At 35.2% G+C, this 22,762-nt stretch carries 24 protein-coding genes; 15 read left to right on the top strand and 9 right to left on the bottom strand.

Translation table 11 applies throughout. From position 1 onward, the window contains the following. The first annotated feature begins 231 nt into the window (after window positions 1–231). The 6 genes from ACQV2P_RS02440 to ACQV2P_RS02465 all read left to right on the top strand — a co-directional run bounded on the left by ACQV2P_RS02440 (window position 232) and on the right by ACQV2P_RS02465 (window position 3,103). Window positions 232–741 carry a single-stranded DNA-binding protein gene (locus ACQV2P_RS02440; protein WP_428894588.1) on the top strand — a complete coding sequence of 170 codons (510 nt, stop codon included), beginning with the start codon at window positions 232–234 and terminating at the stop codon, window positions 739–741. Between the two features lie 344 nt (window positions 742–1,085). Then, window positions 1,086–1,256, top strand: coding sequence for a class IIb bacteriocin, lactobin A/cerein 7B family (locus ACQV2P_RS02445; RefSeq protein WP_428894589.1), 171 nt, complete (start codon window positions 1,086–1,088; stop codon window positions 1,254–1,256). A gap of 258 nt (window positions 1,257–1,514) precedes the next feature. Beyond that, window positions 1,515–1,709 (top strand): hypothetical protein, encoded by a 195-nt coding sequence (locus ACQV2P_RS02450; protein WP_428894590.1) that lies wholly within the window; start codon window positions 1,515–1,517, stop codon window positions 1,707–1,709. 512 nt (window positions 1,710–2,221) lie between these two features. Then, on the top strand, window positions 2,222–2,431 hold the full coding sequence (locus ACQV2P_RS02455) for a cysteine peptidase family C39 domain-containing protein (RefSeq protein ID WP_428894591.1): 210 nt from the start codon (window positions 2,222–2,224) through the stop codon (window positions 2,429–2,431). 162 nt (window positions 2,432–2,593) lie between these two features. Further along, window positions 2,594–2,905, top strand: a complete 312-nt coding sequence (locus ACQV2P_RS02460; protein WP_428874038.1) for a hypothetical protein — start codon at window positions 2,594–2,596, stop codon at window positions 2,903–2,905. A 3-nt stretch (window positions 2,906–2,908) separates the two neighbouring features. Beyond that, on the top strand, window positions 2,909–3,103 hold the full coding sequence (locus ACQV2P_RS02465) for a helix-turn-helix transcriptional regulator (RefSeq protein ID WP_428874039.1): 195 nt from the start codon (window positions 2,909–2,911) through the stop codon (window positions 3,101–3,103). A gap of 326 nt (window positions 3,104–3,429) precedes the next feature. Here the strand turns inward: ACQV2P_RS02465 and glpK are convergent, their stop codons facing one another. Continuing rightward, window positions 3,430–4,941, bottom strand: a complete 1,512-nt coding sequence (gene glpK / locus ACQV2P_RS02470) for a glycerol kinase GlpK (protein WP_428874040.1) — start codon at window positions 4,939–4,941, stop codon at window positions 3,430–3,432. Next, window positions 4,941–5,531 (bottom strand): dihydroxyacetone kinase transcriptional activator DhaS, encoded by a 591-nt coding sequence (gene dhaS, locus ACQV2P_RS02475; RefSeq protein ID WP_428874041.1) that lies wholly within the window; start codon window positions 5,529–5,531, stop codon window positions 4,941–4,943. Before dhaS ends, glpK begins: the two co-directional genes overlap by 1 nt. Window positions 5,532–5,708: 177 nt before the next feature. Here dhaS and ACQV2P_RS02480 point away from each other — a divergent pair, with 177 nt between their 5' ends. Genes ACQV2P_RS02480 through dhaM form a run of 4 tightly spaced genes read left to right on the top strand, consistent with a single transcriptional unit; the run spans window position 5,709 to window position 8,852 of the window. Beyond that, on the top strand, window positions 5,709–6,848 hold the full coding sequence (locus tag ACQV2P_RS02480) for a glycerol dehydrogenase (protein ID WP_428894592.1): 1,140 nt from the start codon (window positions 5,709–5,711) through the stop codon (window positions 6,846–6,848). A gap of 26 nt (window positions 6,849–6,874) precedes the next feature. Then, window positions 6,875–7,864 carry a dihydroxyacetone kinase subunit DhaK gene (dhaK, locus tag ACQV2P_RS02485; RefSeq protein WP_428874078.1) on the top strand — a complete coding sequence of 330 codons (990 nt, stop codon included), beginning with the start codon at window positions 6,875–6,877 and terminating at the stop codon, window positions 7,862–7,864. Between the two features lie 35 nt (window positions 7,865–7,899). Continuing rightward, complete coding sequence (gene dhaL, locus ACQV2P_RS02490; RefSeq protein WP_428874044.1) at window positions 7,900–8,478, top strand: dihydroxyacetone kinase subunit DhaL; 579 nt, start codon at window positions 7,900–7,902, stop codon at window positions 8,476–8,478. Continuing rightward, window positions 8,478–8,852, top strand: a complete 375-nt coding sequence (gene dhaM / locus ACQV2P_RS02495; protein ID WP_428874045.1) for a dihydroxyacetone kinase phosphoryl donor subunit DhaM — start codon at window positions 8,478–8,480, stop codon at window positions 8,850–8,852. The genes dhaL and dhaM overlap by 1 nt, the downstream gene beginning before the upstream one ends. Window positions 8,853–9,176: 324 nt before the next feature. Here dhaM and ACQV2P_RS02500 read toward each other — a convergent pair whose 3' ends face one another. Continuing rightward, window positions 9,177–10,571 carry an alanine/glycine:cation symporter family protein gene (locus tag ACQV2P_RS02500; protein ID WP_428874938.1) on the bottom strand — a complete coding sequence of 465 codons (1,395 nt, stop codon included), beginning with the start codon at window positions 10,569–10,571 and terminating at the stop codon, window positions 9,177–9,179. A 704-nt stretch (window positions 10,572–11,275) separates the two neighbouring features. On the opposite strand from ACQV2P_RS02500, the gene ACQV2P_RS02505 reads away from it, so the two are divergent. The 3 genes from ACQV2P_RS02505 to ACQV2P_RS02515 all read left to right on the top strand — a co-directional run bounded on the left by ACQV2P_RS02505 (window position 11,276) and on the right by ACQV2P_RS02515 (window position 14,304). Beyond that, window positions 11,276–11,572 (top strand): DUF6110 family protein, encoded by a 297-nt coding sequence (locus ACQV2P_RS02505; protein ID WP_428894593.1) that lies wholly within the window; start codon window positions 11,276–11,278, stop codon window positions 11,570–11,572. Next, a complete protein-coding gene (locus tag ACQV2P_RS02510; protein WP_428894594.1) occupies window positions 11,562–13,625 on the top strand; it encodes a heavy metal translocating P-type ATPase in 2,064 nt (687 codons plus the stop codon). Before ACQV2P_RS02505 ends, ACQV2P_RS02510 begins: the two co-directional genes overlap by 11 nt. Window positions 13,626–13,758: 133 nt before the next feature. After that, window positions 13,759–14,304 carry a GNAT family N-acetyltransferase gene (locus tag ACQV2P_RS02515; RefSeq protein WP_428894595.1) on the top strand — a complete coding sequence of 182 codons (546 nt, stop codon included), beginning with the start codon at window positions 13,759–13,761 and terminating at the stop codon, window positions 14,302–14,304. Between the two features lie 69 nt (window positions 14,305–14,373). Here the strand turns inward: ACQV2P_RS02515 and rbsB are convergent, their stop codons facing one another. From rbsB to ACQV2P_RS02545, 6 genes are read right to left on the bottom strand one after another with little or no spacing between them, the layout of a single operon-like run. Continuing rightward, window positions 14,374–15,300 carry a ribose ABC transporter substrate-binding protein RbsB gene (gene rbsB, locus ACQV2P_RS02520; RefSeq protein WP_428885257.1) on the bottom strand — a complete coding sequence of 309 codons (927 nt, stop codon included), beginning with the start codon at window positions 15,298–15,300 and terminating at the stop codon, window positions 14,374–14,376. Window positions 15,301–15,321: 21 nt separating this feature from the next. Beyond that, a complete protein-coding gene (locus ACQV2P_RS02525; protein WP_428874051.1) occupies window positions 15,322–16,275 on the bottom strand; it encodes an ABC transporter permease in 954 nt (317 codons plus the stop codon). Beyond that, the gene (locus ACQV2P_RS02530; protein ID WP_428874933.1) at window positions 16,275–17,756 is read right to left on the bottom strand and encodes a sugar ABC transporter ATP-binding protein; all 1,482 of its coding nucleotides are present in this window, start codon (window positions 17,754–17,756) and stop codon (window positions 16,275–16,277) included. The genes ACQV2P_RS02525 and ACQV2P_RS02530 overlap by 1 nt, the downstream gene beginning before the upstream one ends. A gap of 11 nt (window positions 17,757–17,767) precedes the next feature. After that, window positions 17,768–18,166 carry a D-ribose pyranase gene (rbsD, locus tag ACQV2P_RS02535; protein ID WP_428894596.1) on the bottom strand — a complete coding sequence of 133 codons (399 nt, stop codon included), beginning with the start codon at window positions 18,164–18,166 and terminating at the stop codon, window positions 17,768–17,770. Further along, the gene (gene rbsK, locus ACQV2P_RS02540; protein WP_428874054.1) at window positions 18,141–19,049 is read right to left on the bottom strand and encodes a ribokinase; all 909 of its coding nucleotides are present in this window, start codon (window positions 19,047–19,049) and stop codon (window positions 18,141–18,143) included. Before rbsK ends, rbsD begins: the two co-directional genes overlap by 26 nt. Next, entirely contained in the window at window positions 19,049–20,029 is a 981-nt protein-coding gene (locus ACQV2P_RS02545; protein ID WP_428894597.1) for a LacI family DNA-binding transcriptional regulator, read from the bottom strand. Before ACQV2P_RS02545 ends, rbsK begins: the two co-directional genes overlap by 1 nt. A 466-nt stretch (window positions 20,030–20,495) precedes the next feature. Here ACQV2P_RS02545 and ACQV2P_RS02550 point away from each other — a divergent pair, with 466 nt between their 5' ends. Together ACQV2P_RS02550 and ACQV2P_RS02555 are read left to right on the top strand one after the other, a co-directional pair. After that, window positions 20,496–21,125: a TetR/AcrR family transcriptional regulator gene (locus ACQV2P_RS02550; protein WP_428874056.1), complete on the top strand. Its 630-nt coding sequence runs from the start codon at window positions 20,496–20,498 to the stop codon at window positions 21,123–21,125. After that, the gene (locus tag ACQV2P_RS02555; protein ID WP_428874930.1) at window positions 21,088–22,437 is read left to right on the top strand and encodes an MATE family efflux transporter; all 1,350 of its coding nucleotides are present in this window, start codon (window positions 21,088–21,090) and stop codon (window positions 22,435–22,437) included. The genes ACQV2P_RS02550 and ACQV2P_RS02555 overlap by 38 nt, the downstream gene beginning before the upstream one ends. The last annotated feature ends 325 nt before the right edge of the window (window positions 22,438–22,762 follow it).

A 22,762-nucleotide genomic window follows, 5' to 3' on the forward strand; every position in this document is an offset into this window, starting at 1 on the left:
ACAACTCCTTCCTTTTGGCAACAAAGACAGCTATCAACAGGATAGGTCAGTGTACACTTTATGTGAAGCTTATTTTTGATCGTTTCCCCACAATTATCAGATAATTTTACGTTAAGGTCTTTTATAGTGAGTAATGTTCGTATATCATGAGTTATAGCACAGAGTCCTTTCTATTTTAGTTACCACTTTTAATAGATCGGACTTTTGTGTTTTTATGTAGCAAAAAATAGGATGGAAGGAAGAGTTTTTCTTCCATCAACCCTATTTATTATAGAATATAAAGAAGAAGGTTTACTGGAAGAAGCTACGATAAAAGAAGAAAGAGAGGACTTAATCAATATAGTAGGAAATCTTATCAAAGATCCAGAACCATTAGAGATAAAGGATAATCAAGGAGAGAAACTTAAGGTGGCTAATTTTATCTTGGTTTCTAATGACAAGGAGGGAGGAAAGAATTACCACTCTTGTTCAGCCTATGGGGACAAAGCAAAAGGAATGGAAAACCTTAAACAGGGAGATTTTATGAGAGTGTTTGGGCAAACAAAGAACACACTAGGTGCTGATGGAAAAGAATACACAAACATAAGGGTTCTATCATCAAAGCTCTTAAAAGCAAAAGAGAAAGGCCAGGAGAAAAGTCCTAAAAAAGATTCCATCCTTGGAGTTATAAAGAAGTGCAAGACAGAGGATAAGGGCAAAGACTCGGAAAAGGCAGATAAAAAAATAGAAACAGAAAGATAAGATTGGCGGTGTGGTCTTCGAACTGCACCGTTTTTTAGATTAATTTCAAAATCAAATGTAATAATAGTAAAAACATTTATTAGCTTTAACTTCTAATCATGGTGGAACGAGTAACAATTATTAATATTTATTAATATATTGATGGAAAAAGCCTTTTTTAAGGATAAAAAGCTTTAAATAATAAATAATATAAGTATAATGAAAGCGTACCCATTAAATTTGTTGGCATATTAGTTTATTATGTGAAACAGAATTAATAGGTATATTTATACAAATCTTTAGGTCGACAAAGAGATTTATCAATATGTTATAATTTATAGTGATATTACGAAAGTGAGGAAATTATGGAAAATAATATAGCGATGTTTCAAGAATTAGATGATCAAATCTTAATGGAAGTATCTGGTGGCTTTTTTGGCCCAGTTTTATTTACAGTTTGGGGAACTAAAGTTTTGGTTGGACATGCTTTATCAGCTGGTGTAGCATTAGGATTTGCTGCATTAGCAACGAATTAATAAGAGAGGTAAAGAATGAATAAAAATTTTCAAAATCTAAATAATTATGAATTACTATAAATTGAAGGTGGATCTATATCAGGAGCTTTAGCATTAGCTTGGGGTATTACAAAGGCTGGTGTGATTGTAGCAGGAACAGCTACAACAGTTTATGTTGCTGGTAAGGCTGTGAAAAAGGCTGGAGATTGGATTTGGTCAAAAATTAATTAGAAAATTATTTATAAAATTTTAAATTAATTTATTTACAAAGGAGAATTAATGAAAACAGAAATACTTAGGGTACTTAAAATTGTATTGCTATTTTTTTCTTTATTTGTGATTAATATTATATTTTTTAAAATTATTTCATTTTTAGGATTTAGTGTTATTATGACAGAACTAAGTTTTTTGGTGCCTCCGTTATTTGCAACAATTTTTTTGTTGTTAATTGGTAAATATGTAAAAGCTAAGTAGCGGTATGATTAGGCATATATAATATTTAATGGTTAACTATAAAATCGTAATAATTATTTGAATATGTATAGTAATCGTAGTGGCTATATGTGCTTTAAATAATAAAATATTATAGATTTTAAGGATATTTATCTATATAATGAAGTTTTGCTAGGACTATTTTATTTATATATAAATATGTAATAGCGGAAAATAAAATTAGAGAAATCTAAAGATTTATTATTAAAGCGTTATGTCAAATTCGTTAAATCTTATCAATAAATAATGAAATAGTAAGAGTGCCAAAAGCAAAATTCATGGTTTAGTACAGCTATACAGATATAATTATATGTTAATCTAACTATATATAAATATAAATTTCTATAGAAACTCTTTTGCTGTTCTAACGATAAGATAAAAAAACATTTAGAATCTTAATACTTTTAAAACGCCTTCAACAAATTGTTTTCGACCAATTTTTGAGGGTGTTTTATTAGTATCTTTTTTTTGCTTTATAGTATTTTAGGAGGAATATGAAATATTATTGTATAAAACAACATGATATTACTGATTGTGGTGCAGCATGTTTAGCAACAATTAGTAAACAAAATGGATATAAAATTGGAATAACAAAAATAAGGGAGGTTGCAGGAACAGATAAACAAGGAACTAATGCATTAGGTCTTATAAAAGCAGCAGAACAATTAGGATTTACGGCTAAAGGAGTAAGTAGAAGAAAATAAGAGCAATAATGCTTTTATTGTACTATTAGCTATAGTTAGCTTGATGATTGCTCTATGGGTAGTTATTAAACGAACTATAAATGTAAAAACAATTTGACATTTTTGGATAAATGAATTAAGCTATATATGTCAAAATAATTTTACATATAAGGAGAGATAATAATGGAAATGGGAAATACTTTTTGGGGTTTATGGTTATTTATAATTGTTTTTATTCTGTGTATTTTAGCAATAATATGGACGATGCTAGAAGTGTTTAAGCAAGGGGATGAAAGAAGGCAAAAAATTATACATGAAGCATCGACTGAGACATTCATTATTGGGATTGTGATATTGTTTTTTGAATCAATGTATATGATTTATCAAAATAATGTTGGATTTAACAATTACCATTCTAACCCGTTAATTGAATTAGCAGTAATCTGCATTATATTTTTAATAGATTTAAGACTAAAAATTAGAAAGTTCAGTTAATCTATGAATAATAAAATCAAAGAACTAAGAATTAAGAAGGGTTGGTCTCAAGCCCAACTTGCGGATAAGTGCAATGTTACCAGACAAACAATTAATGCAATTGAAAATAACAAATACGATCCGAGTCTACAACTTGCTTTTAATATGGCAAAGCATTTAGATACAATGGTTGATGAACTTTTTATTAGTGATCAGTAGATTTCTGGAAATTGATGCAGCATATAGATAACTGTTACATTAATTCCATAATCATTCGTATATAAGAATGAGTTTTGTGAATGCTCCTAGCTTTATTTGTGGAAACTTAATGGTAGCGATTCATTGACTTTTTATTAAAAAATAAAAATGGTGTCAATGAATCGAATGGCTCCATCGACACCATAAATTTTAGAGGTGTTCAATCAGTCGGATAGGATAGAAATAATAATAAAGTATTTTAGATAAGATTAAGAACTTTCTAAAAATAGCTAAGAACTTTTTCTTAGCTATTTTTGAAATCCACTTAAATTCATTCGTGTTCTTTATTAAAAGAAATCTTGACTTAACTGAGAATAATATCGAACAGCTTTAAGCGCATTGTGCCATCCATTCAGTTTTTTAAAGCGATCGGTTTGACTCATATTTGGTTGGAAAACTTCGTTCTCGGATACTAAAGCTCTCAATTCATCTAAATCCTTCCAGTAACCCACAGCTAATCCAGCCAGATATGCAGCACCTAAACCGGTTGTTTCTAAACGTTCAACGCGTTCAACTGTTTTATTAAGAATATCGGCTTGAAATTGGATGAGTAAGTTATTTTGAGCAAGGCCACCATCAACATGTAAAACATCCAGCGCAATTCCAGTGTCTGATTCCATTAAGTCAATAATGTCATAGACTTGGTAAGCTAATGATTCAAAAGTAGCAAGGATAAGTTCCCTTTTAGTCGTATAGTCATCCATGCCTAAAATAGCCCCTCTGACATTCGTTTCCCAATAAGGAGCTTCAATTCCTTTAAAAGTTGGAAGAAAATAGACGGAAGACTTTGGATTTGCCATGAGAGCCAGCTTTTCTGAATCTTCAATCGTTTCAAATAATTCTAAACCGTCTTTTAACCATTCAATGGCACTTCCAGAAATTAAAGCAGCCCCTTCTAAAGCATAATTAATTTGACCATCGATCGAATAGGCAATGGTTGTCAGTAAATGATTGTTTGATAATTTGGCTTCAGTCCCGGTATTCATAACAATAAATGTCCCTTGACCATAAGTACTTTTAACTTGTCCAGATTGAAAAGCAAGTTGACCAACTAAAGAAGCCTGCTGATTTCCAGCTACCCCTGTAATGGGTATTTTTACTCCATGGAAAAGATCAGAACTTGTTTCGCCATAGTAATGAGAGCTAGGATAAACATTGGGTAACATTGCTTTTGGAATATTAAAAAGCTTAAGCAATTCATTATCCCATTCTAAACGATGAATATTAAAGAGCATGGTTCTTGAAGCATTCGTATGGTCAGTGATATGTAACTTTCCTTTAGTTAATTTCCAAACAATCCAACTATCGATGGTCCCAAAAAGTAATGCTCCTTTTTCAGCATCAACCTGCGCTCCAGTATGATAATCTAAAATCCAACGAATCTTACTGGCTGAGAAATAGGGACTCATAACCAGTCCGGTGGTTTTATGAATATATTCTTCATTTTTACTGGATCTCAATTGATTAATTGTAGCTAATGATTGGTTAGAACTCCAAACAATGGCATTATATATCGGCTCACCTGTTATCTTGTTCCAAACAACAGTTGTTTCACGTTGATTCGTTAGTCCAAGTGCTTTGATTTGAGAGTAATTAACCCCAGATTTTTGGATAACTTCTTCAATAACATGACATACAGTTTCCCAAATAACATTCGGATCGTGTTCTACCCATCCAGTTTGTGGGATAATTTGTTGGAATTTTCGACTCGCAGTTCCAATATAATTTCCTTTGCGATCAATAATAAAAGCACGTGTCGTCGTTGTTCCTTGATCAATTGATAATATATATTCTGCCATTACTTATCCTTTCCTTTCCCTGATAAAATAGTAGTGTGTTCATTCGATTTGCTTCGACAGTTTACAAGCTTTACGAGCATCGCATGGTAGTGTTTACTATTTGGTTCACAATTTTCTAAGACCCAATGATAGAGGCTTTCAGAGAGACCATAGCTATAAAAATCTGTAGCTGTTTGAATCATTTGCTTTTTTTCTAACGAAAGAAACTGCTCTTTGAAATAATCATCTACTAATTGTTTGATTATTTTTTTAATGGAGTAAATAAAATATTCTTTAAAAGAATCTAATTTTATATCGAGGAAGATTTTTCGATAATATTTATTGTTTGATTCAAGATAAGTTAATAGTTGCCATAAGATTTCTTCCCAATTTTGCCAATCCATTATTGATTGAATGGATTGATAGAGTTCATGCGAAAAAATCCAGGTAACTAAATCATATTTGTCATCAAAATAATCATAGAAAGTTTGACGACGAAAATCTGCTTGTTTCATTATATCGGTGATTGAAATTTTATCCCTTTCTTTTTTTAGTGTTAATTCTCGAAATGATTGAGCGATGATTTCTTGTGTATCTGTTTTTTCTTTCATCCAGGCAAACTCCTTTTATTAAAAATAAAACAGTATTTGATAGTATCAGTATACGACAGAGCAAATCTGAAACCAAACGGACAGACGAAGGTTTTTGTCTGTTGAATTGATAGCGCTTACTTGTTACCATTAATTTAGTGGAGAAGAAGAAGCTTAAAAGATACAGGAGGAATAAGAATGAGAAAAGCATTTATTAGTCCAAGTAAGTATGTACAAGGTGAAGATGAATTATTGAATTTAGGATTTTATATTCAGTCTTTAGGTGAATCTGCCCTCGTTATAGGAAATAAAGCAGATATTGATCGTGTACAAGCCAAGCTGGATCAAACAGCTGAAACCTATAAGGTTCAATTACATCGAGGAGATTTTGGTGGCGAAGCCACACGCGAAGAAGTCGAACGATTGAAAAAATTAGCAAAAGAAAAAGGCACTGATGTTATTGTAGGATTGGGGGGAGGAAAAGCAATCGATACGTCCAAAGTTGTAGCGGAAGGACAGAATATTATTATTTGCCCGACGATTGCAGCTCAAGATGCGCCCACGAGTCACTCTGCTGTCTTATATACGGTCGATCATCAATTTGATGATTATGCTTACTTTAGCAAAAACCCAGATGTTGTTTTGATGGATACTACCGTTATTGCACAGGCACCGAGTCGATTCCTAGTAGCTGGTATGGGCGATACTTTGGCAACTTATTATGAAGCTCGAGCGACTCGTCAATCCAATTCAAATGTGAATGCTGGTTTGCCAAATGGTTATCGTACTGGGGCTACAGGACCTGCTAAAGGAACAATTGCAGCCATGACTCTAGCTGAAAAAAGTTTAAAAGTGGTTCTAGAAAAAGGATACGATGCAAAAATTGCGGCTGATCAGAACGTTGTTACACAAGCTTTAGAAGATATCGTAGAAGCAAACACCTTATTATCTGGCTTAGGCTTTGAATCGGGAGGATTAGCAGCTGCTCATGCAATATATAATGGCTTAACTGTTTTAGAAGGACCAGGAAATTATTACCATGGGGAACAAGTTGCTTTTACAACCTTTGTTCAATTAGTGCTCGAAGACGCACCAAAATCAGAAGTCGAAGAATTATTAGACTTTAATATTTCTGTTGGGTTACCAGTATCTCTAGCGGACTTAGATGTCGAAGAAGTTAATTACCAAGAAATTCTAAAAGTAGCTAAAAAAGCATGTATCCCAGAAGAATCCATTCATTCAATGCCTTTTGAAATCACAGAAGAAGCCGTTGCAAATGCAATTATTGCAGCGGATGCGATGGGTCGCGATTATAAAGCAAGAAAACAAGCAAAATAAATTTAAAAAGGTAGGAATCTAGCGTGATTAAAAAAATAATAAATAAACCAGAAAATATTGTGGATGAGATGATTAATGGAATGGTACAAAGTCATTCAAAATTGCTTAAAAGAATTCCTGAAACAGGAATTATTCAACGAACTTTAGAAAAAACAGGGAAAGTGGCTATTATTTCTGGTGGAGGAAGCGGACATGAACCTGCACATGCTGGATTTGTTGGAAGAGGAATGTTATCAGCAGCTGTTTGTGGGGCAGTCTTTACTTCTCCAACGCCCGATCAAATTTTACAAGCAATTAAAGAAGCGGATGAGGGGGCAGGTGTCTTTCTCGTTATAAAGAACTATTCAGGGGATATTATGAACTTTGAGATGGCTCAGGAATTAGCTGAGATGGAAGGAATAAAAGTAGAGAGTGTCGTAGTTGATGATGACATTGCTGTCGAAGATAGTCTCTACACCCAGGGAAAACGTGGCGTTGCAGGAACGGTCTTTGTTCACAAAATATTAGGGCATGCTGCTGAACAAGGGCAAACCATTGAAGAGATTAAAAAATTAGCGGAAAATCTTATCCCAAATATAAAAACGATTGGAGTCGCATTAACAGGGGTCACTACGCCTGGGAGCGATGAAGCAAGTTTTACCTTAGCGGATGATGAAATCGAGTATGGCGTAGGTATTCATGGCGAACCGGGATATCGACGAGAAAAATTGCAGAGTTCACAGGATTTATCCCAAGAATTACTTACAAAATTACTAAAAGAGTTTGATGCCAAAGCCAATGATCGCTTTGCAATAATCGTGAATGGTTTAGGTGGAACGCCATTAATGGAACAATATGTATTTGCAAATGATGTGCAAAGGATAATGAAAGAAAAGAATCTGACGATTGCGTTTTCGAAAGTAGGCAATTTAATGACTTCGTTAGATATGCAAGGTTTATCCTTAACTTTGCTTCGCTTAGATGAAGCATTCTATTTGAAAGCTATTGAAGCACCAGTTGATACCATTAATTGGTAAGATTATTTTATAAAATGAAAGGGTGAATCTTTTAAATGAATCTAGAGACTGGAATTCGTTGGATGGAATTATTCAATGAAAAAATTCAAAACGAAAAAGACTATTTAACACAATTAGACACACCTATTGGCGATAGTGACCATGGAAATAATATGTCTCGTGGCATGACCCATGTAATTAAAGCGATTGAAGACGAAAACCCAAAAACGTTGAATGAATTGCTTCAATTAATGATGAAAAATATGCTAAGTAAAGTCGGTGGAGCCTCTGGGCCACTATATGGGTCAGCCTTTATGGGCATGATGAAAGCTGAATCAGCAGCTGAAGACTGGGCAAGTGTTTTAAAAGCTGGGTTAGAAACGATTCAAAAGCGTGGAAAAGCAGAACAAGGCGACAAAACAATGGTAGATTTATGGATAGCTGTTGTAGAAGCAGTTGAGACTCATCAATTAACCCACGAATTAATTGATGAAGCAGTGGAAGCAACGCAACCATTAAAAGCTAAAAAAGGACGAGCCTCTTATGTGGGAGATCGATCTATTGGCCATATTGATCCAGGAGCTTACTCCTCAGGCTTATTATTTCACGCAATGCTAGAAGCGGAGGCAGAATAATGAAAAAAACTGGAATTGTGATTGTTTCACATGTTCATGAGATTGCGGAAGGAATTCATCGTTTGATTCAACAAGCAGCAGCAGATGTTGATGTGCAAGTAGTAGGTGGTATTGATCAAAACGAAATAGGGACGAACTTTGATACCGCTTTAGCAGCCATCAATAAAAACTCAGCTGAAAATTTATTGGCATTTTATGATCTAGGTAGTGCAAAAATGAATCTAGAAATGGCTATGGAAATGAGTGATAAAACAATCAAAATATATGATGTTCCAGTCGTAGAAGGAGCATATACCGCTGCAACTTTATTACAAGCCGGTGTCGATCAAGAAAATATCGAGGCACAACTAGAAGAAATGCATATGGTAAAATAACGGATAAAGTTTATTTATTAGTAAAGAAAATCATCAGTAGCTTAAAATGTTTTCCCTAGATTGCTAAATACTTGGAGAAAATAGTGAGGGTTTAACTTTAATGGCAGCACCGCGCTAAAAACTCTAGCCGCATCCTAAAGAGTAGGAGAGCTAGAGTTTTTCAATTATTTTTTAAAGAACTGGTCCTATCTATTTTTTAAATTAGTGGGATTTTTATTACACATAGTTTGCGAATATTACAAGAATTGATATTTGGATTATATTTAAAGACCCCTAAAGTTGATTTGAATTCAACTTCAGAGGCCTTTTTATGCTTTAATAAAACTAACTTAAATCCTCCCGGTTATAGAGCTGATGCGCTTTATAGCTATCTAGAATCCGTTTAGCTTGAGGCGCTAATAAAAGGAGAGCAATCATGTTTGGAAAGACCATCAGCCCGTTAAAGAAGTCTGACATGGTCCAAACAAAGTCGATTTTCTTAGTGAGTGATGATCCTAAAACGATAAAGAAAATGACGATAATACGATAAGGTAAAAGCCCTTTTTTACCAAATAAGTAACGAATATTGGTTTCTCCAAAATAGTACCAACCTACAATAGTGGTAAAGGCAAAAAAGGTTAAACAAAGAGCTAGAAAGGATGTACCTAACGTACCAAAAGCGGAAGAAAAAGCTTCTTGCGTGACTAAAGCCCCCTCTAACCCTTTTTCATGAGCGCCGGTAACGAGAATTACCATTGCAGTAGCGGTTCCAACAACGAGCGTATCAATGACAACACCAACAATCGCTACTAAACCTTGTTCAGCAGGATGTTTTACGTTGGCCACTGCGTGGGCATGTGGTGTAGAACCCATACCTGCTTCGTTTGAGAAGAGACCCCTTGCGACCCCGTATCGAATGGCTTGTTTAACGGTGACACCAATCGCTCCACCCATCATAGATGTAGGTTTAAAAGCTTCCACAAAAATCGATTTAAAAGCAGGACCGACTTGATCTTTATAGAGAACCATTACGACGATGACGCCGATAATATATAAAGCAGCCATGAATGGCACAACTAATTCGGCAAAGTTAGCAATCCGTTTCATACCACCCATAAAAACTAAAGCAGCTGCAATTGCTATCAAAACACCAACGATAATTGGGTTAATACCGGTAGCCTCATTGACAGCGGCAGATATCGAGTTTGATTGCACTAAGTTCCCAATAAATCCTAAGCCAATAATAATTGCTACTGAGAAGAAGCCGGCTAAGAATTTGCCTAAGGTTTTTTGTTTTATCCCTTTACTGATATAAAAGGCAGGCCCTCCCACAAAGTTATCATCACGCACTTCACGATATTTCTGAGCTAAAACGGCCTCGCCAAAAATTGTAGCCATGCCAGCAAAAGCAGACATCCACATCCAGAAAATAGCACCAGGTCCTCCTGCCATAATAGCTGTAGCAATCCCAGCAACATTACCTGTTCCGACTTGAGCAGCAATGGCTGTTGCTAGGGCTTGGAATGAGGACATGGTACCGGCTTCTTCTTTTTCCTTTTTACCAAAAACGCCGCCAAAAGTCTCTTTAAACGCTGTTCCAAAATAACGAAATTGCGGAAAGCCAAGATAAAAAGTATAAAAAATACCGACCGCTATAAGAATATACAAAAGAACACTGGACCACATTAAATCACTCAAATGAGTGATATTTTTCACAAAATAACTGACTAAAGAATTCATCTCTTCCCCTCCTAAATTTTTATTTAACTAAATTGTATGATAAAAGGGTATAGCAAGTCAATGATTTTTATGAAAACGAAACCATTTTTTTCGAATTAAAAAAAATTAGCAAAAATTCAAATGAAATAAAAGTGTTTTTGTGAAAGATTGATCAATTGACAAAGCTTACTTCAGCAAGCCTAATTGCAATTTTAGGGTAGCGTAACGAAATAAAAAGTGAATAAAATAGGAAAGAAACAGTACTTAACAATTAAACTGTATATCTATTTGAATTTAAACAAAGAATGGGTCTGTTTTGCTAAAACTACTCCACAAAATAATAATCCACTAAGGGACAAGTCACTACCTAATCTAAGGAAAAACACACCCATCCATTGCAGTGGCCATAATTTAAAAGATCGAATCAAAAGCCCCAAGGTCATCATAACGCTCCTATTAATGGCTGTTTCTTTCGATAAGTCATTCTATTTTTAACTTCTCAATTTGAATCTAAGCTGATTTACTATAAAATGATTGCGCATCTGTTTGATTTAACAATTATTTACGTCTAATTTTAGAGCTTATGGGAACGAGTTTTGTCAAAACGAAAAGCAAACATTATCACTTGTGGACACGCATAAGAATTGAGCCTTGGACCCATTAATTGAAACTTACTTTTATCAGTGCTATAATTATTTAAATATAAATAGAAAGAAGGATTTAAAATGTTAAAGAATTTAAAAAAGGCCACAAAAATCAGCAAATCATCTGGTTTATTCCTCGGAGGAGCTCTATTTGGAACACTAGGGTTAAAAGTTTTAACGAGTAAAAAAGCTAAAGAAACTTATGCTCATGTAATCGCAAAATCTTACCAATTAAAAGATGAGCTTGATGCGAATGTATCAACAATTAAACAACATACTGATGATGTTTTGGCAGATGCTCAAGAAATTTATCTTGCCCAAAAACAGCAAGAGCAAGCCGATAGCATTGAGGATATAGCAGGCGCTAATGAAGTTTAAAATTTGTCATCAAAACAAAAGTCGAGTAAGAGTTAAGTGTTCTTTTTTACTAACGTTATCCGTTAGAGAAATGATTAAGGAGGAGGCTCAACTCCAACCAGCTATTCAAAAAATAGTTTTCTATCATGATGAAAGGACAATGGCTGTCTTTGTTCATAAAGATTATTTGATTGTACATGCACTCAAGTTTTTAAATGGTTTGAATGAAGATCAAATCATTAGATGTTTACAAGAGCCCTATCGCAAAGAAAAGACGCCTTATGCGATTGTTTCGAAGGAACTTAGCCTGTTTGTGCTGAGACGTCTATTTCTACCTCAACCTATTCAGTATCTCTATACCCTTTATTTATCCACTAAATATATAGAAAAAGCGTTTCAATCGTTAGTATCGCAGGATATAAATATGGAAGTTTTAGATGGCGCTGCTATTTTAACTGCCATATTGATTGGACAGCCTAAAACCGCTAGTTCCATTATGTTTATCATGGGATTGGGTGATCAATTAAATGACTGGACCAATAAAAAGTCAATTGCAGATTTGGAAAGCAGTATGAAAGATCATACTAAAACGGTATGGTTGATAGACAGTCAAGGGAATAAGCTTGAGCGTAATGCTAAAGAAGTTCAGTTGAATGACATTATAATCGTGTCTGAAGGAAAGGAAATTTTATTTGACGGGGTAGTGGATACTGGCTCAGCCATGGTCAATGAAAGTTCGCTTACCGGAGAATTTTTCCCTATCCTTAAGCAAGAAGAAGATCAAGTCTTTTCAAATACAGTGATCGAATCGGGAGAATTATCTATTCGCGTTACAAATACCACGTTAAATTACCGTATCCACGAATTGATGTCTCTAATGCGTCAATCAGAAAATCAAAAAGGCACTCAACAAACTAAATATATTGCTCTAGCTGACAATCTGGTTAAGTACAATTTTTTAGGTGTCATTCTTACCTATTTATTCACTGGATCTTTGCGAAGAGCCCTATCGTTTCTATTAGTTGATTTCTCTTGTGCTTTGAAGCTTTCGGTTCCTATTTCTTACTTAACGGCAATTAAAGAAGCGGTTGAGAAGGAAATATTAATTAAAAGTATGGATGTCGTGGAAAAGTATAATGACATCGATCTGTTTGTCTTTGATAAAACCGGGACTTTAACTGTATCCGATCCTAAGGTTTATAAAACCGTCTCTTTTGATGATTATGAAACCGAAGATGTTTTACGAATGGGCGCTTGCTTAGAAGAACACATTCATCATCCATTGGCTAAAGCCGTAGTGAACGAAGCCCAAGAAAAAGCTATTGTCCATGATGAAATGCATGGAAAGCTCCATCATATTGCGTCGCGCGGGATCTTATCAACCATTGATGGAAAAGAAGTAGTCATTGGTAGTTATCTTTTAATGACGGATAAAAAAATTGCTATTTCTGAAGAACAAAAAGCCGTTATTAATAACTATGAACAGCAATACAACCTACTCTATCTTGGTTACAACGGAAGATTAATTGGTCTTTTTCTAATTGATACCCCGCTTCGTCCGCAAGCGGCCAAAGTCATTCAATGGTTACAAAGTAAGGGCAAAGAAGTTGCGCTTCTTACTGGTGATACCAAAGAGCGAACTCAAAATCTTATGAATAATATATCCGTTCAATATTTACAAACAGAAGTGTCACCAAATGATAAATATCAGTTCATTGAAGAACAAAAACGTTCAGGTAAAAAAGTCATGATGCTTGGAGATGGGCTCAATGATTCTGCTGCACTATCGCTTGCAGACATAGGGGCAGTTATGAATGATGCTGCTGATATTTGCAAACAAACAAGTGATCTTGTTTTATCAAATAATCAATTAGAAAGTCTAATGGAATTGGCTGAAATTAGCCATTTATTAGATAAAAGAATAAAGAAAAATGTTAAACAAACCATTGCGATTAATAGTGGGCTCATTTTATTAGGTGTTTTTGATTTATTATCACCAAGTTCCCTATCAATCCTACATAATTTGACAACGACTGGCATAATTTTAAGAAGTATGTCAGGTTTTAAAAGATAAAAGGAATAATCCAGTATTCGCTTTCTCTTAAAAAGGCTGGTAGATTTACTTTGCCTTATCCTAGTTAAACCTGAATATCAATTGTAATGCCTGTTTAATATAAAGCAGCCCTGTATTAAAATGGGGGATTTCTATGAAAGTAAGGTATAAAAATTTATGGATACGTGATGCAGAAATAGCAGATGCTGCCAAACTCTGTCAATGGTGGAATGATGGGGAACTAATGAAATATTTGGGTTTTCCCAATGGATTAGGCAAATCAGTCGAAGAAATCGAAGATAAGATTGAAAGTTATACCGATGAAAAAGGTCGGCTCCTACTCATTGAGTATCAAGGTCAATCAATTGGTGAAATGTTTTATGATAACTTGGGGAATCAAGTCGCAGAAATACATATAAAGATTTGTGAAGCAATTTATCGCAATAAAGGCCTGGGTCGAATTATTCTGAGCTTACTGATTAAAGAATTATTTAATCAAGGCTATCAAAAAATTATTTTAGATGTTAATCTTCAAAATACTAGGGCCCAACATGTATATGAGCTACTAGGGTTTAAAAAGTTGCGGATTAACGATGACTCATGGGTCGACCAACTTGGTTGTAGCCAATCCAGTGTTGACTATGAGTTAGTGGAAAATGATTTTAGGGATTATGCTACAGATACTAATATAGGTGGGTAAAAAATAATGAAGACCTCAGGGCACTAAATAAGTGTCGTGAGGTCTTAAAACTATTAAATGAAAAGTGAATTATTTTTCTTCTAGTGTGTCTTTAATTACTAATTCTAACGGAGAAGCAATGGATTCTTCAACTTTTTCTCCTTTTAAATGATTGATGGCAGCTTCAACCGCTAAATGTCCCATTTCTTTAGGTTGTTGAGCGATTGTTGCAGCCAATTCACCTTCTTTGACCGCTTCCAAACCATCGTCATTGCCATCAAATCCTATCACGAGAATTTCTTCTTCTAAACCAGCAGCTTTAATAGCTTCAATAGCCCCTAAAGCCATTTCATCATTTTGAGCAAAGACAGCTTGAACATCAGGGTGTGCTTGAAGAAGATTTTCCATAACAGTTAATCCTTCTGAACGGTTAAAGTTAGCAGATTGACTAGCGATAAGCTCTAATTGATCTTTGGCTCCTTCTTCAAAACCTTCCCCTCTTTCGTTTGTTGCAGAAGCGCCTGGAACACCTTCTAATTGAATAACTTTCGCACCTTTTCCAACCTTTTCAATAATGAATTCAGCAGCCATCTTACCGCCATCTAAGTTATTAGAGGCTACTAATGAAACAACTTCACCCTCTGCAGCGTTTCTGTCAATGGTAATAACAGGAATTTTTGCTTCATTAGCATTTTTAATAGCAGGGACTATAGCATCGGAATCAACGGGATTAATGAGTAAAATATCTACTCCTTGAGTGATTAAGTCATCCAATCCATTAAGCTGTGTTGTTGCATCATCTTGTGCGTCAACAATTTTAACAGTGGCTCCCATTTCTTTTGCAGCCTCTTCAACACCTTCTTGTAAATCGACGAAGAAGGGATTATTGGTAGTGGAAATTGCTAGACCTATTGTATATTCTTCTTCTGCCTTAACCTGTAGCTTAGCAGTTAGACTTAATAGAACAAGTGGTAAAATAGCGAACAAGGCGATAGTAATTTTTTTTATAGATTTCATTTGAATGCTCCTTTTATATAGTTATTTTTCTTTCCGATCTAATAGAACAGCGATTAATATAACGATACCTTGAACAATTTGTTGATAAAAACTAGATACTCCAAGTAAGTTTAAACCATTATTCAACGTACCAATGATTAAAGCGCCGACTAAGGTTCCAATGATGCGACCATGACCTCCAGCCATACTTGTACCACCAATGACAACAGCAGCGATGGCATCCATTTCATAAGCGACTCCAGCAGTTGGTTGCGCTGAGTTTAATCGTGAAGTTAAGATTAAACCTGCAGTGGCAGCCAAAGCCCCGGAGATAGTGTAGACAATAAGTTTAACTCGATGACTATTAATTCCAGCAATATAAGCCGCCTTTTCATTTCCTCCAACGGAAAAAGTTTTCCGTCCAAATGTTGTGCGATGCAAAAGCATGTAGAGAATGCCAAAAACAACCAACATTAGAAGAACCGGCACTGGAATTTTCCATAAATACCCCCTTCCAATGGATTCAAAAAATTGCCCCCCTTCAAATTTAGTGAGAGGATTTCCTCCCGTTAGTACCAAAGTTAATCCGCGATAGATAGTCATAGTTGAAAGGGTAGCAATAAATGGAACAACCTTCCCCTTAGTTATAATTAATCCATTAATTGCTCCTAAAAGTCCCCCAAGTAAGACCCCAATTAAAACAGCAAGTATAGGGCTCATACCATACATCATTAAGTATGCGACTATCGCGCTTGACAAAGCTAAGACAGAGCCGACCGACAAGTCAATACCCCCAGTGATAATGACAAAGGTCATACCGAATGCTATAAAGGCATTAATTGAGACTTGTCTAAGCAAATTAAGTAAATTATTTATTTTAATAAAATTTGGATTTAAGAGGGTAACGAGAACAAACAAAACAATTAAGGCCAATACTGGACCTAATCTTCTTAAATCAAATTGCTTTTTCGATGATTTCTTTTCAACTTTATCCATTATTTTCCTCCTGTAGCTAAAGTCATGATGCGTTCTTCCGATAATTCTTCATGGGACAGACAGCCATTCAGTTTTCCTTCATGAATAACAAGTACACGGTCACTGACTCCAATTATTTCAGGTAAATCACTTGATACCATTATGATACCAACACCTCGATCGGTTAATTCACGCATCAACAAGTATATTTCTCGTTTAGCACCGATATCCACTCCACGGGTAGGTTCATCCAAAATTAAAATTTGAGTTCCAGCAGCAATCCATTTGGCTAAGACCACTTTTTGCTGATTCCCACCAGATAGGGAAGTCACTGGTAGATGCATATCCATTGTCTTTATAGCCAAACGTTCGATGAGTAACTGCACAAAATCTTCTTCTTCCTTGGTGTGAATTAAACCGTTTTTAGAAAATTCTTTAAAGGCAGTGATTCCAATATTTTCTTTAATCGAAAAGTCTAAAATAAGGCCTTCCTCTTTACGGTTTTCAGTTAAGTAACCAATTCCTTGTTTAATAGCATGAAGTGGTGAAGAGAGAAGCACAGGCTGATTATTAATTTTAATAGTTCCGCGCTCAATCGGAAGCAAGCCGAAGATAGCCGACATAATTTCTGTACGTCCTGCTCCCATCAGTCCAGACACACCGAGTATTTCCCCTTGTTTCAAAGTGAAAGAGATATCCTCAAATTTTTCACTCACCGTTAGCTTGTTAACTTCTAAAAGTGTACGGCCAACTTCTGAACGTTTACTCGGATAGTAATCCCCAATGTCTCGACCCACCATTGCACGAACAATTTCTTTCTCATCCGTGTTGGTAACATCTTTAGTCATAATCGAAATGCCATCGCGCATGACAGTGATACGGTCGCTTATTTGAAATATTTCCTTCAAGCGGTGCGAGATGTATACAATTGCGACTCCTTGTTGCTTAAGTTTTTGGATTATAGAAAAGAGTGTATCAATTTCATGGTCTGACAAAGCAGCTGTTGGTTCATCCATGATAATGACAGAAGCATCGTTCATCAGTGTTTTGGCAATTTCAATTAGTTGTTGTTGACCGATACTGAGTGTTCCCATCAAGGCATCAAGATCAATCTGAATACCTAATTCTTGCAAAATAGTTTTAGCTTTTAATTTCATGGTAGCTTGGTCACAGAAAAGGCCATATTTGGTAAGTTCTTTCCCCATAAACATGTTTTCTAAGACGGTCATCTTTGGCCAAGTTATCAATTCTTGATGAATAAAGCTAACGCCATTATTTTCAGCATCTTTAGGATTATCAAACAATGATTCTTTTCCATTAATGGTAATCTTTCCTTGGTCAGCTGATAATAGACCGGTTAAAATGTTCATTAAAGTTGATTTTCCAGCTCCATTTTCACCCATTAGTGAATGGACTTCTCCACTTCTTAAGTCGAAGTTTACTCCTCTTAAGACTTGGTTGGCTGCAAACTGTTTATGGATATTAGTCATTTGAATTTCCATAATACTCCCCCCTAGAAAATGACGCCTGATTGCAAAATAATATTTGCATAAGGAGTCGCCTCACCTGTTCTTATGATCGCTTTACTTTTATGGGTCTGCTTCTTGAATGAGTTATGATCTATAAATTGAATCTCAATAAGTGGATTTACTAATTGCTGGATTTCAGCTAGCAAATTCGGATTATATTGTTTGATTTCTTCGGCGAGAACAATCCGTTCAATTTTCATATCACTCATTACTGTTTTTAAAACACTGATAAAATCAGGCTCACCTAAGCGAATAGCTAAATCAATTTTTTCTACATGCGTTGTGATAGGAAGACCACAATCTGCAATTGTTAGTTGATCAGTATGGCCCATATCGGATAAAACTTTGGAGATATGACTATTTAATATCCCATGTTTTTTCAAAATATACACTCTCCTTCATTTGTTTGATAGTAGGCATTCCTTTTTGAGCCCCTTCTTTTCCGATTGATAGGGCGGCGGCTAAGTTGGCAAAACGAATTGCTTCTTCGAGTTCGAACTGGTTGCCAATAGCAAAGGCGAGCGCACCATTGAATGTATCACCAGCCCCAGTAGTATCTACAATTTGATCAACTTTATAGGAAGGGACTTCAATAAGTTCATGTCCATTATGAAAGACGGCCCCTTGAGCTCCTAAGGTTACAATCATTTTGTTCGGATATTGAGCCAGAACTTCTGCCATTTCTTGATCTGGGAACATTAAGCGAAATTCATGTTCATTAGGTGTGATGTAATCGATAGCTGCCATCAATTGTGGATTAAATGAGCGAGCGGGCGCAGGGTTATATATTATTTGACAAGAGGCATCAGCCATTTGTTGTATAAGGGTTTCAACCGTTTCGATGGGACTTTCATTTTGGATTAGAATTAAATCACAGGTAGTGAGAAATGCTTGCTCTTTTAGAACTTGTTCGCTTGAATAAGCATCATTAGCTCCCGCTACATAAATGATCGTATTTTCGCCTTCAACAACATTAATAATGGCAGAACCTGAAGGGAGCTGCTTCTTTGTTTTAATGTGTGAAACTTCAATCCGGTTATTTTGCAAATTGGCTATTAAACTTTCACCAAATTTATCAGCTCCCACTGCTCCTAACATATAAGTTTCTGCACCCAGTCGGCTGGTTGCAACGGCTTGATTAGCTCCTTTGCCACCAAAATAAGTTTCAAAGTATTCCCCAAAAATAGTCTCTCCAGCTTGGGGTCTTCGTTTAGAAGTCACCACAAAATCAGTAGATATACTTCCAATGACTGCAATTTTTACCATTATTTTACCTCCCTTAAAGAATTTCTTTTTAATAATCGCGGTTTGACTTGGATGATTTTAGATATTTCAGGATCTATTTGTTGGTTAATAATAGCTAGTAACAATTCTGTTCCCTGATAACCTATTTTATAAGCCGGTTGTTCAATGGTAGTTAAACTCGGATGGGCATAGGCTCCAAAGACAATTCCATCATACCCAATGATTTGGACATCTTCTGGGATAATAGAACCTAATTGATTCCAAGCTTGGATAAGGGCTAAAGCATAGATATCATTAGGAGCAATCACCGTATCAATATTGGGATAGTCACGAATAATCTCCTTGGCAATTTGATCTGCAAATTCTGTCTGGAAGGACGGAGTAGAATATATCTGATAGTCGATTTTATATTGATCAAATACAGACTGTATTCCTTGTAAACGCATTTTAGACACTTGAATATCCATTGGACCCGTCATAATCAAAATAGAGCCATGATTAGTTTCAAGAATAGTTTGTCCAATGAGTTCTCCGCCATAAAAATCATCAGAGATTACTGCAAACCGATCTTGATCATTCATCCGGTCTAATGAGACGGTTGGAACGTCCTCAGGTGTGTTTAGATGAGTCCCATCAATTTTGATTAATCCAGCGACTTTATATTGTTTAAAAAAATTAAGATAGTTCTCACCAATCGTTTCTTGGCCTTCGGTATTGCCTAATAAAAGCATATAGTCGTGTTGCAAGGCACATTGTTCGACTCCCTTGATTAAAGAAGGAAAATAAGGGTTAGTAATATCCGGAACCAATAAACCAAGAATTTTCATCGACTGTTTATTTAAAGATCTAGCAATTTCATTAGGGATATAATCTAATTTTTTAATCGCCGAAAGAATCTTTTGTTTGGATTGTTCGCTCACATAACCACTGTTATTCATCAGGCGCGAAACAGTTGCGACTGAAACGCCTGCTTCATTTGCCACATCACGAATTGTTACCAAAAACTTCACACCTCCATGTGTAACCGTTTACACACATTATTATATTAATTTTTTTTAGTTTGTCAAGAAGAAAGGTTTAATGAGTTTTTACATTATCTAAAGCCCCTAATTCGCAATTCAATTAGGAGCTTAAAAAAGTGAAACGTCTCAAACTTACTCAAGCGTTATAATCCTACCGATTAAAAACGAAGGAAGCTGTATTTCAACCTATTTTAACAACCCATATTGTTTCAATGAATGAATTAAAGGACGCACTCTAAGGGACACGACTAATAAGTGTCTCAGAAGCCGTTAAAAAATTTAGACGTAAACTATTTAATATTTTCTTACTTCGTTGTATGGAACGAGATTTGCACGGGGGGTAAAATTTAGAGCATTCTTTTTTATAAAAACTCTTGACTCTCTAAAGTAAGAATAATAAACTGTTATCGACGATACCGTCGGTATATAAAAAAGGGGGGGTTGCATGTGCTCGGCTAGGCGATTAAAGCCAGAAGAAAGAAAAAATGAAATTAAAGAAGCAGCCAGAAAAGTATTTGTTAGTAAAGGGTTCGCTAATACTACGATGGAAGATATTATTAACGAAACGACCATGTCTAAAGGAGGCTTCTATCATTATTATAAAAGCACCATTGATATTCTTCATGACCTAATGGTTGATGGGATACATTATAGAAATGAAGTAATCAAATCCAACTTAAGTGAGTTCAAGCAAGGGTATGAAATAGAGTTTATAGCAAAACAACTCGTCGAAAAAATACTGGATGATAATTTATATATGGAAATTTATGTCCAATTTTTAATTGAAAAAAAGAGAAGCAAAAAGCTCAATAGTATCTTTAACCAGTTAAAAGCACAAAGTAGGGAAGAATTTAGTCAGCTTCAAAGGAATGTTCCAGAATTTTTATTGAATGATGCACTCTATGATTTTGTGACAGATTTTATTAATTCAATGATTTTAGGGGCAGATATTTTAGAAGCTAGAGATAATTTTAAAAAAAATAAAGAAATTATAGAAAAAATGTTTGTAGCACTTTTCAAAGAAGGGAGAAAACAAAATGGAAAAAACAATGAAAGAAAGACTTTTAACGGATAATCTTGTTCGACTTATGTTTCATCAGGCTGTTCCAGCTGTACTCGGTATGCTCGTTATCGGACTGTTTCCTTTGATGGATGGAATTTTTGCTGGAAATATTTTAGGAGAAGCTGCCATGACGGCTTGCTCTGTTTCTGCGCCGATTACTTTTGTAAATAATGGCGTATCGACATTGATTGGAATAGGGAGTGCTTCTATTTTATCAAGAGCCTTAGGAGAAGGTGATCAGGAGAAAATCGATAAGATAATGGGGAACTTAGTTTATTGGGTAATTGTATTATCACTTTTGATTACAGTATTTGGAATCTTTTTATCTCCTTATTTTCTAGATTTATTAGGAGCAAGTGGAGCAATCAAAGAGCTAGGTCTTCGATACGTGAGAATTATTTTCGCAGGGTCATTTTTTATCAATTATGTTCAATCATCTAATATGGTCATGCGAGGCGAAGGCCAAGTAAAAAAGGCTATGCTGATAATGGGGCTTGGAGCAATTCTCAATATAATTCTTGACCCTATTTTCATGATTGCGATGGGAGAATATGGAATAGAAGGAGCAGCCTTAGCTACAATCTTGGCTCAATCTGTTCAAGCAGGGTTTACCTTGTATTATTTCCGTTATAAGAGTGATGTTGTAAAGATAGGAAAAATCAAAAAGGCTAATGAACTTTCTAAAGAAATGGTGGGGGTAGGTATTTCAGCTATGCTCATGCAGATTTTATTTATGGTTCAACAAAGCTTGTTATATCGACAAGCCTTTCAATATGGAAGTGATGAGTGGGCAACACTAATGGCTGCGACCTTGAGGTTTTATGGCTTCTCATTTATTCCACTTTGGGGTATGAGTCAAGCCCTTCAACCTATTATAGGGGCTAATTTTGGAGCGAAGCAGTATGCAAGAGTTAAAGAAACGATGAAGATTTTTATCCTATCAGGTACTATATTATCTTTAGTGTTCTACCTACCGGCACAATTTTTCCCTGCAAGAATATTTGGTTTATTTAACGTGAGCGAAGAAATTATCCAACGTGGAGTGGGGCATTTTAGACTGTTTTTCTCAGTATATATACTTTATGCAGCTATGAATATGGCAATCACATTTTTCCAATCGATTGGCAATGGTAAAAAAGCTGGGATTATTGTTCTGTTAAGACAACTTATTTTATTCGTACCAGCTTTGCTTATCTTACCTGGAATATTTGGAAGTGGGGCTGTTTGGTGGGCAGAAGCACTAGTTGATTTGATTGTAATTCTTATTGCTTTAGCCATGATGGTCCAAGAAATAAAAGCTTTTAAGCAAGCGGAATTCATTTAATTTTTAGTGCCTATCAACCAATAGCGGAGGAAGGAGAAGGCAACTCATTTCTTTAAGAGTTTATCTATATTACAAGAATGGTTACGTCTCTACTAAAAAGCTAAATGTTACTGCTAAAATGGAAATAATCATTAAAAGCCAATCTTTGCATAATTTTTTTGTTATATATGACGGATTATGGCAAGCAGTACTTAGAAAGAAATTTTAGCTCAGGTTTCACTACTCACTATAGATGAATAATTCTTGTGAAAGAAACCCATTTAGAAAGAAATTTAAAAGCAAAAGAATATCCGTAATACGATCAAGCACTTGTCTCTTAGAGATA

The sequence above is a fragment of the Facklamia sp. P12932 genome, from assembly GCF_050409545.1.
GTDB lineage: Bacteria > Bacillota > Bacilli > Lactobacillales > Aerococcaceae > Facklamia.

Coding starts and splice junctions, on each gene's coding strand:
- ACQV2P_RS02455 (WP_428894591.1), top strand. CDS start 2,222: ATGAAATATTATTGTATAAAACAACATGATATTACTGATTGTGGTGCA.
- ACQV2P_RS02460 (WP_428874038.1), top strand. CDS start 2,594: ATGGAAATGGGAAATACTTTTTGGGGTTTATGGTTATTTATAATTGTT.
- rbsB (WP_428885257.1), bottom strand. CDS start 15,300: ATGAAATCTATAAAAAAAATTACTATCGCCTTGTTCGCTATTTTACCA.
- ACQV2P_RS02450 (WP_428894590.1), top strand. CDS start 1,515: ATGAAAACAGAAATACTTAGGGTACTTAAAATTGTATTGCTATTTTTT.
- dhaS (WP_428874041.1), bottom strand. CDS start 5,531: ATGAAAGAAAAAACAGATACACAAGAAATCATCGCTCAATCATTTCGA.
- ACQV2P_RS02480 (WP_428894592.1), top strand. CDS start 5,709: ATGAGAAAAGCATTTATTAGTCCAAGTAAGTATGTACAAGGTGAAGAT.
- dhaM (WP_428874045.1), top strand. CDS start 8,478: ATGAAAAAAACTGGAATTGTGATTGTTTCACATGTTCATGAGATTGCG.
- dhaL (WP_428874044.1), top strand. CDS start 7,900: ATGAATCTAGAGACTGGAATTCGTTGGATGGAATTATTCAATGAAAAA.
- ACQV2P_RS02505 (WP_428894593.1), top strand. CDS start 11,276: ATGTTAAAGAATTTAAAAAAGGCCACAAAAATCAGCAAATCATCTGGT.
- ACQV2P_RS02465 (WP_428874039.1), top strand. CDS start 2,909: ATGAATAATAAAATCAAAGAACTAAGAATTAAGAAGGGTTGGTCTCAA.
- rbsK (WP_428874054.1), bottom strand. CDS start 19,049: ATGGTAAAAATTGCAGTCATTGGAAGTATATCTACTGATTTTGTGGTG.
- glpK (WP_428874040.1), bottom strand. CDS start 4,941: ATGGCAGAATATATATTATCAATTGATCAAGGAACAACGACGACACGT.
- ACQV2P_RS02515 (WP_428894595.1), top strand. CDS start 13,759: ATGAAAGTAAGGTATAAAAATTTATGGATACGTGATGCAGAAATAGCA.
- ACQV2P_RS02550 (WP_428874056.1), top strand. CDS start 20,496: ATGTGCTCGGCTAGGCGATTAAAGCCAGAAGAAAGAAAAAATGAAATT.
- ACQV2P_RS02525 (WP_428874051.1), bottom strand. CDS start 16,275: ATGGATAAAGTTGAAAAGAAATCATCGAAAAAGCAATTTGATTTAAGA.
- ACQV2P_RS02500 (WP_428874938.1), bottom strand. CDS start 10,571: ATGAATTCTTTAGTCAGTTATTTTGTGAAAAATATCACTCATTTGAGT.
- ACQV2P_RS02555 (WP_428874930.1), top strand. CDS start 21,088: ATGGAAAAAACAATGAAAGAAAGACTTTTAACGGATAATCTTGTTCGA.
- ACQV2P_RS02510 (WP_428894594.1), top strand. CDS start 11,562: ATGAAGTTTAAAATTTGTCATCAAAACAAAAGTCGAGTAAGAGTTAAG.
- ACQV2P_RS02440 (WP_428894588.1), top strand. CDS start 232: ATGGAAGGAAGAGTTTTTCTTCCATCAACCCTATTTATTATAGAATAT.
- ACQV2P_RS02530 (WP_428874933.1), bottom strand. CDS start 17,756: ATGGAAATTCAAATGACTAATATCCATAAACAGTTTGCAGCCAACCAA.
- ACQV2P_RS02445 (WP_428894589.1), top strand. CDS start 1,086: ATGGAAAATAATATAGCGATGTTTCAAGAATTAGATGATCAAATCTTA.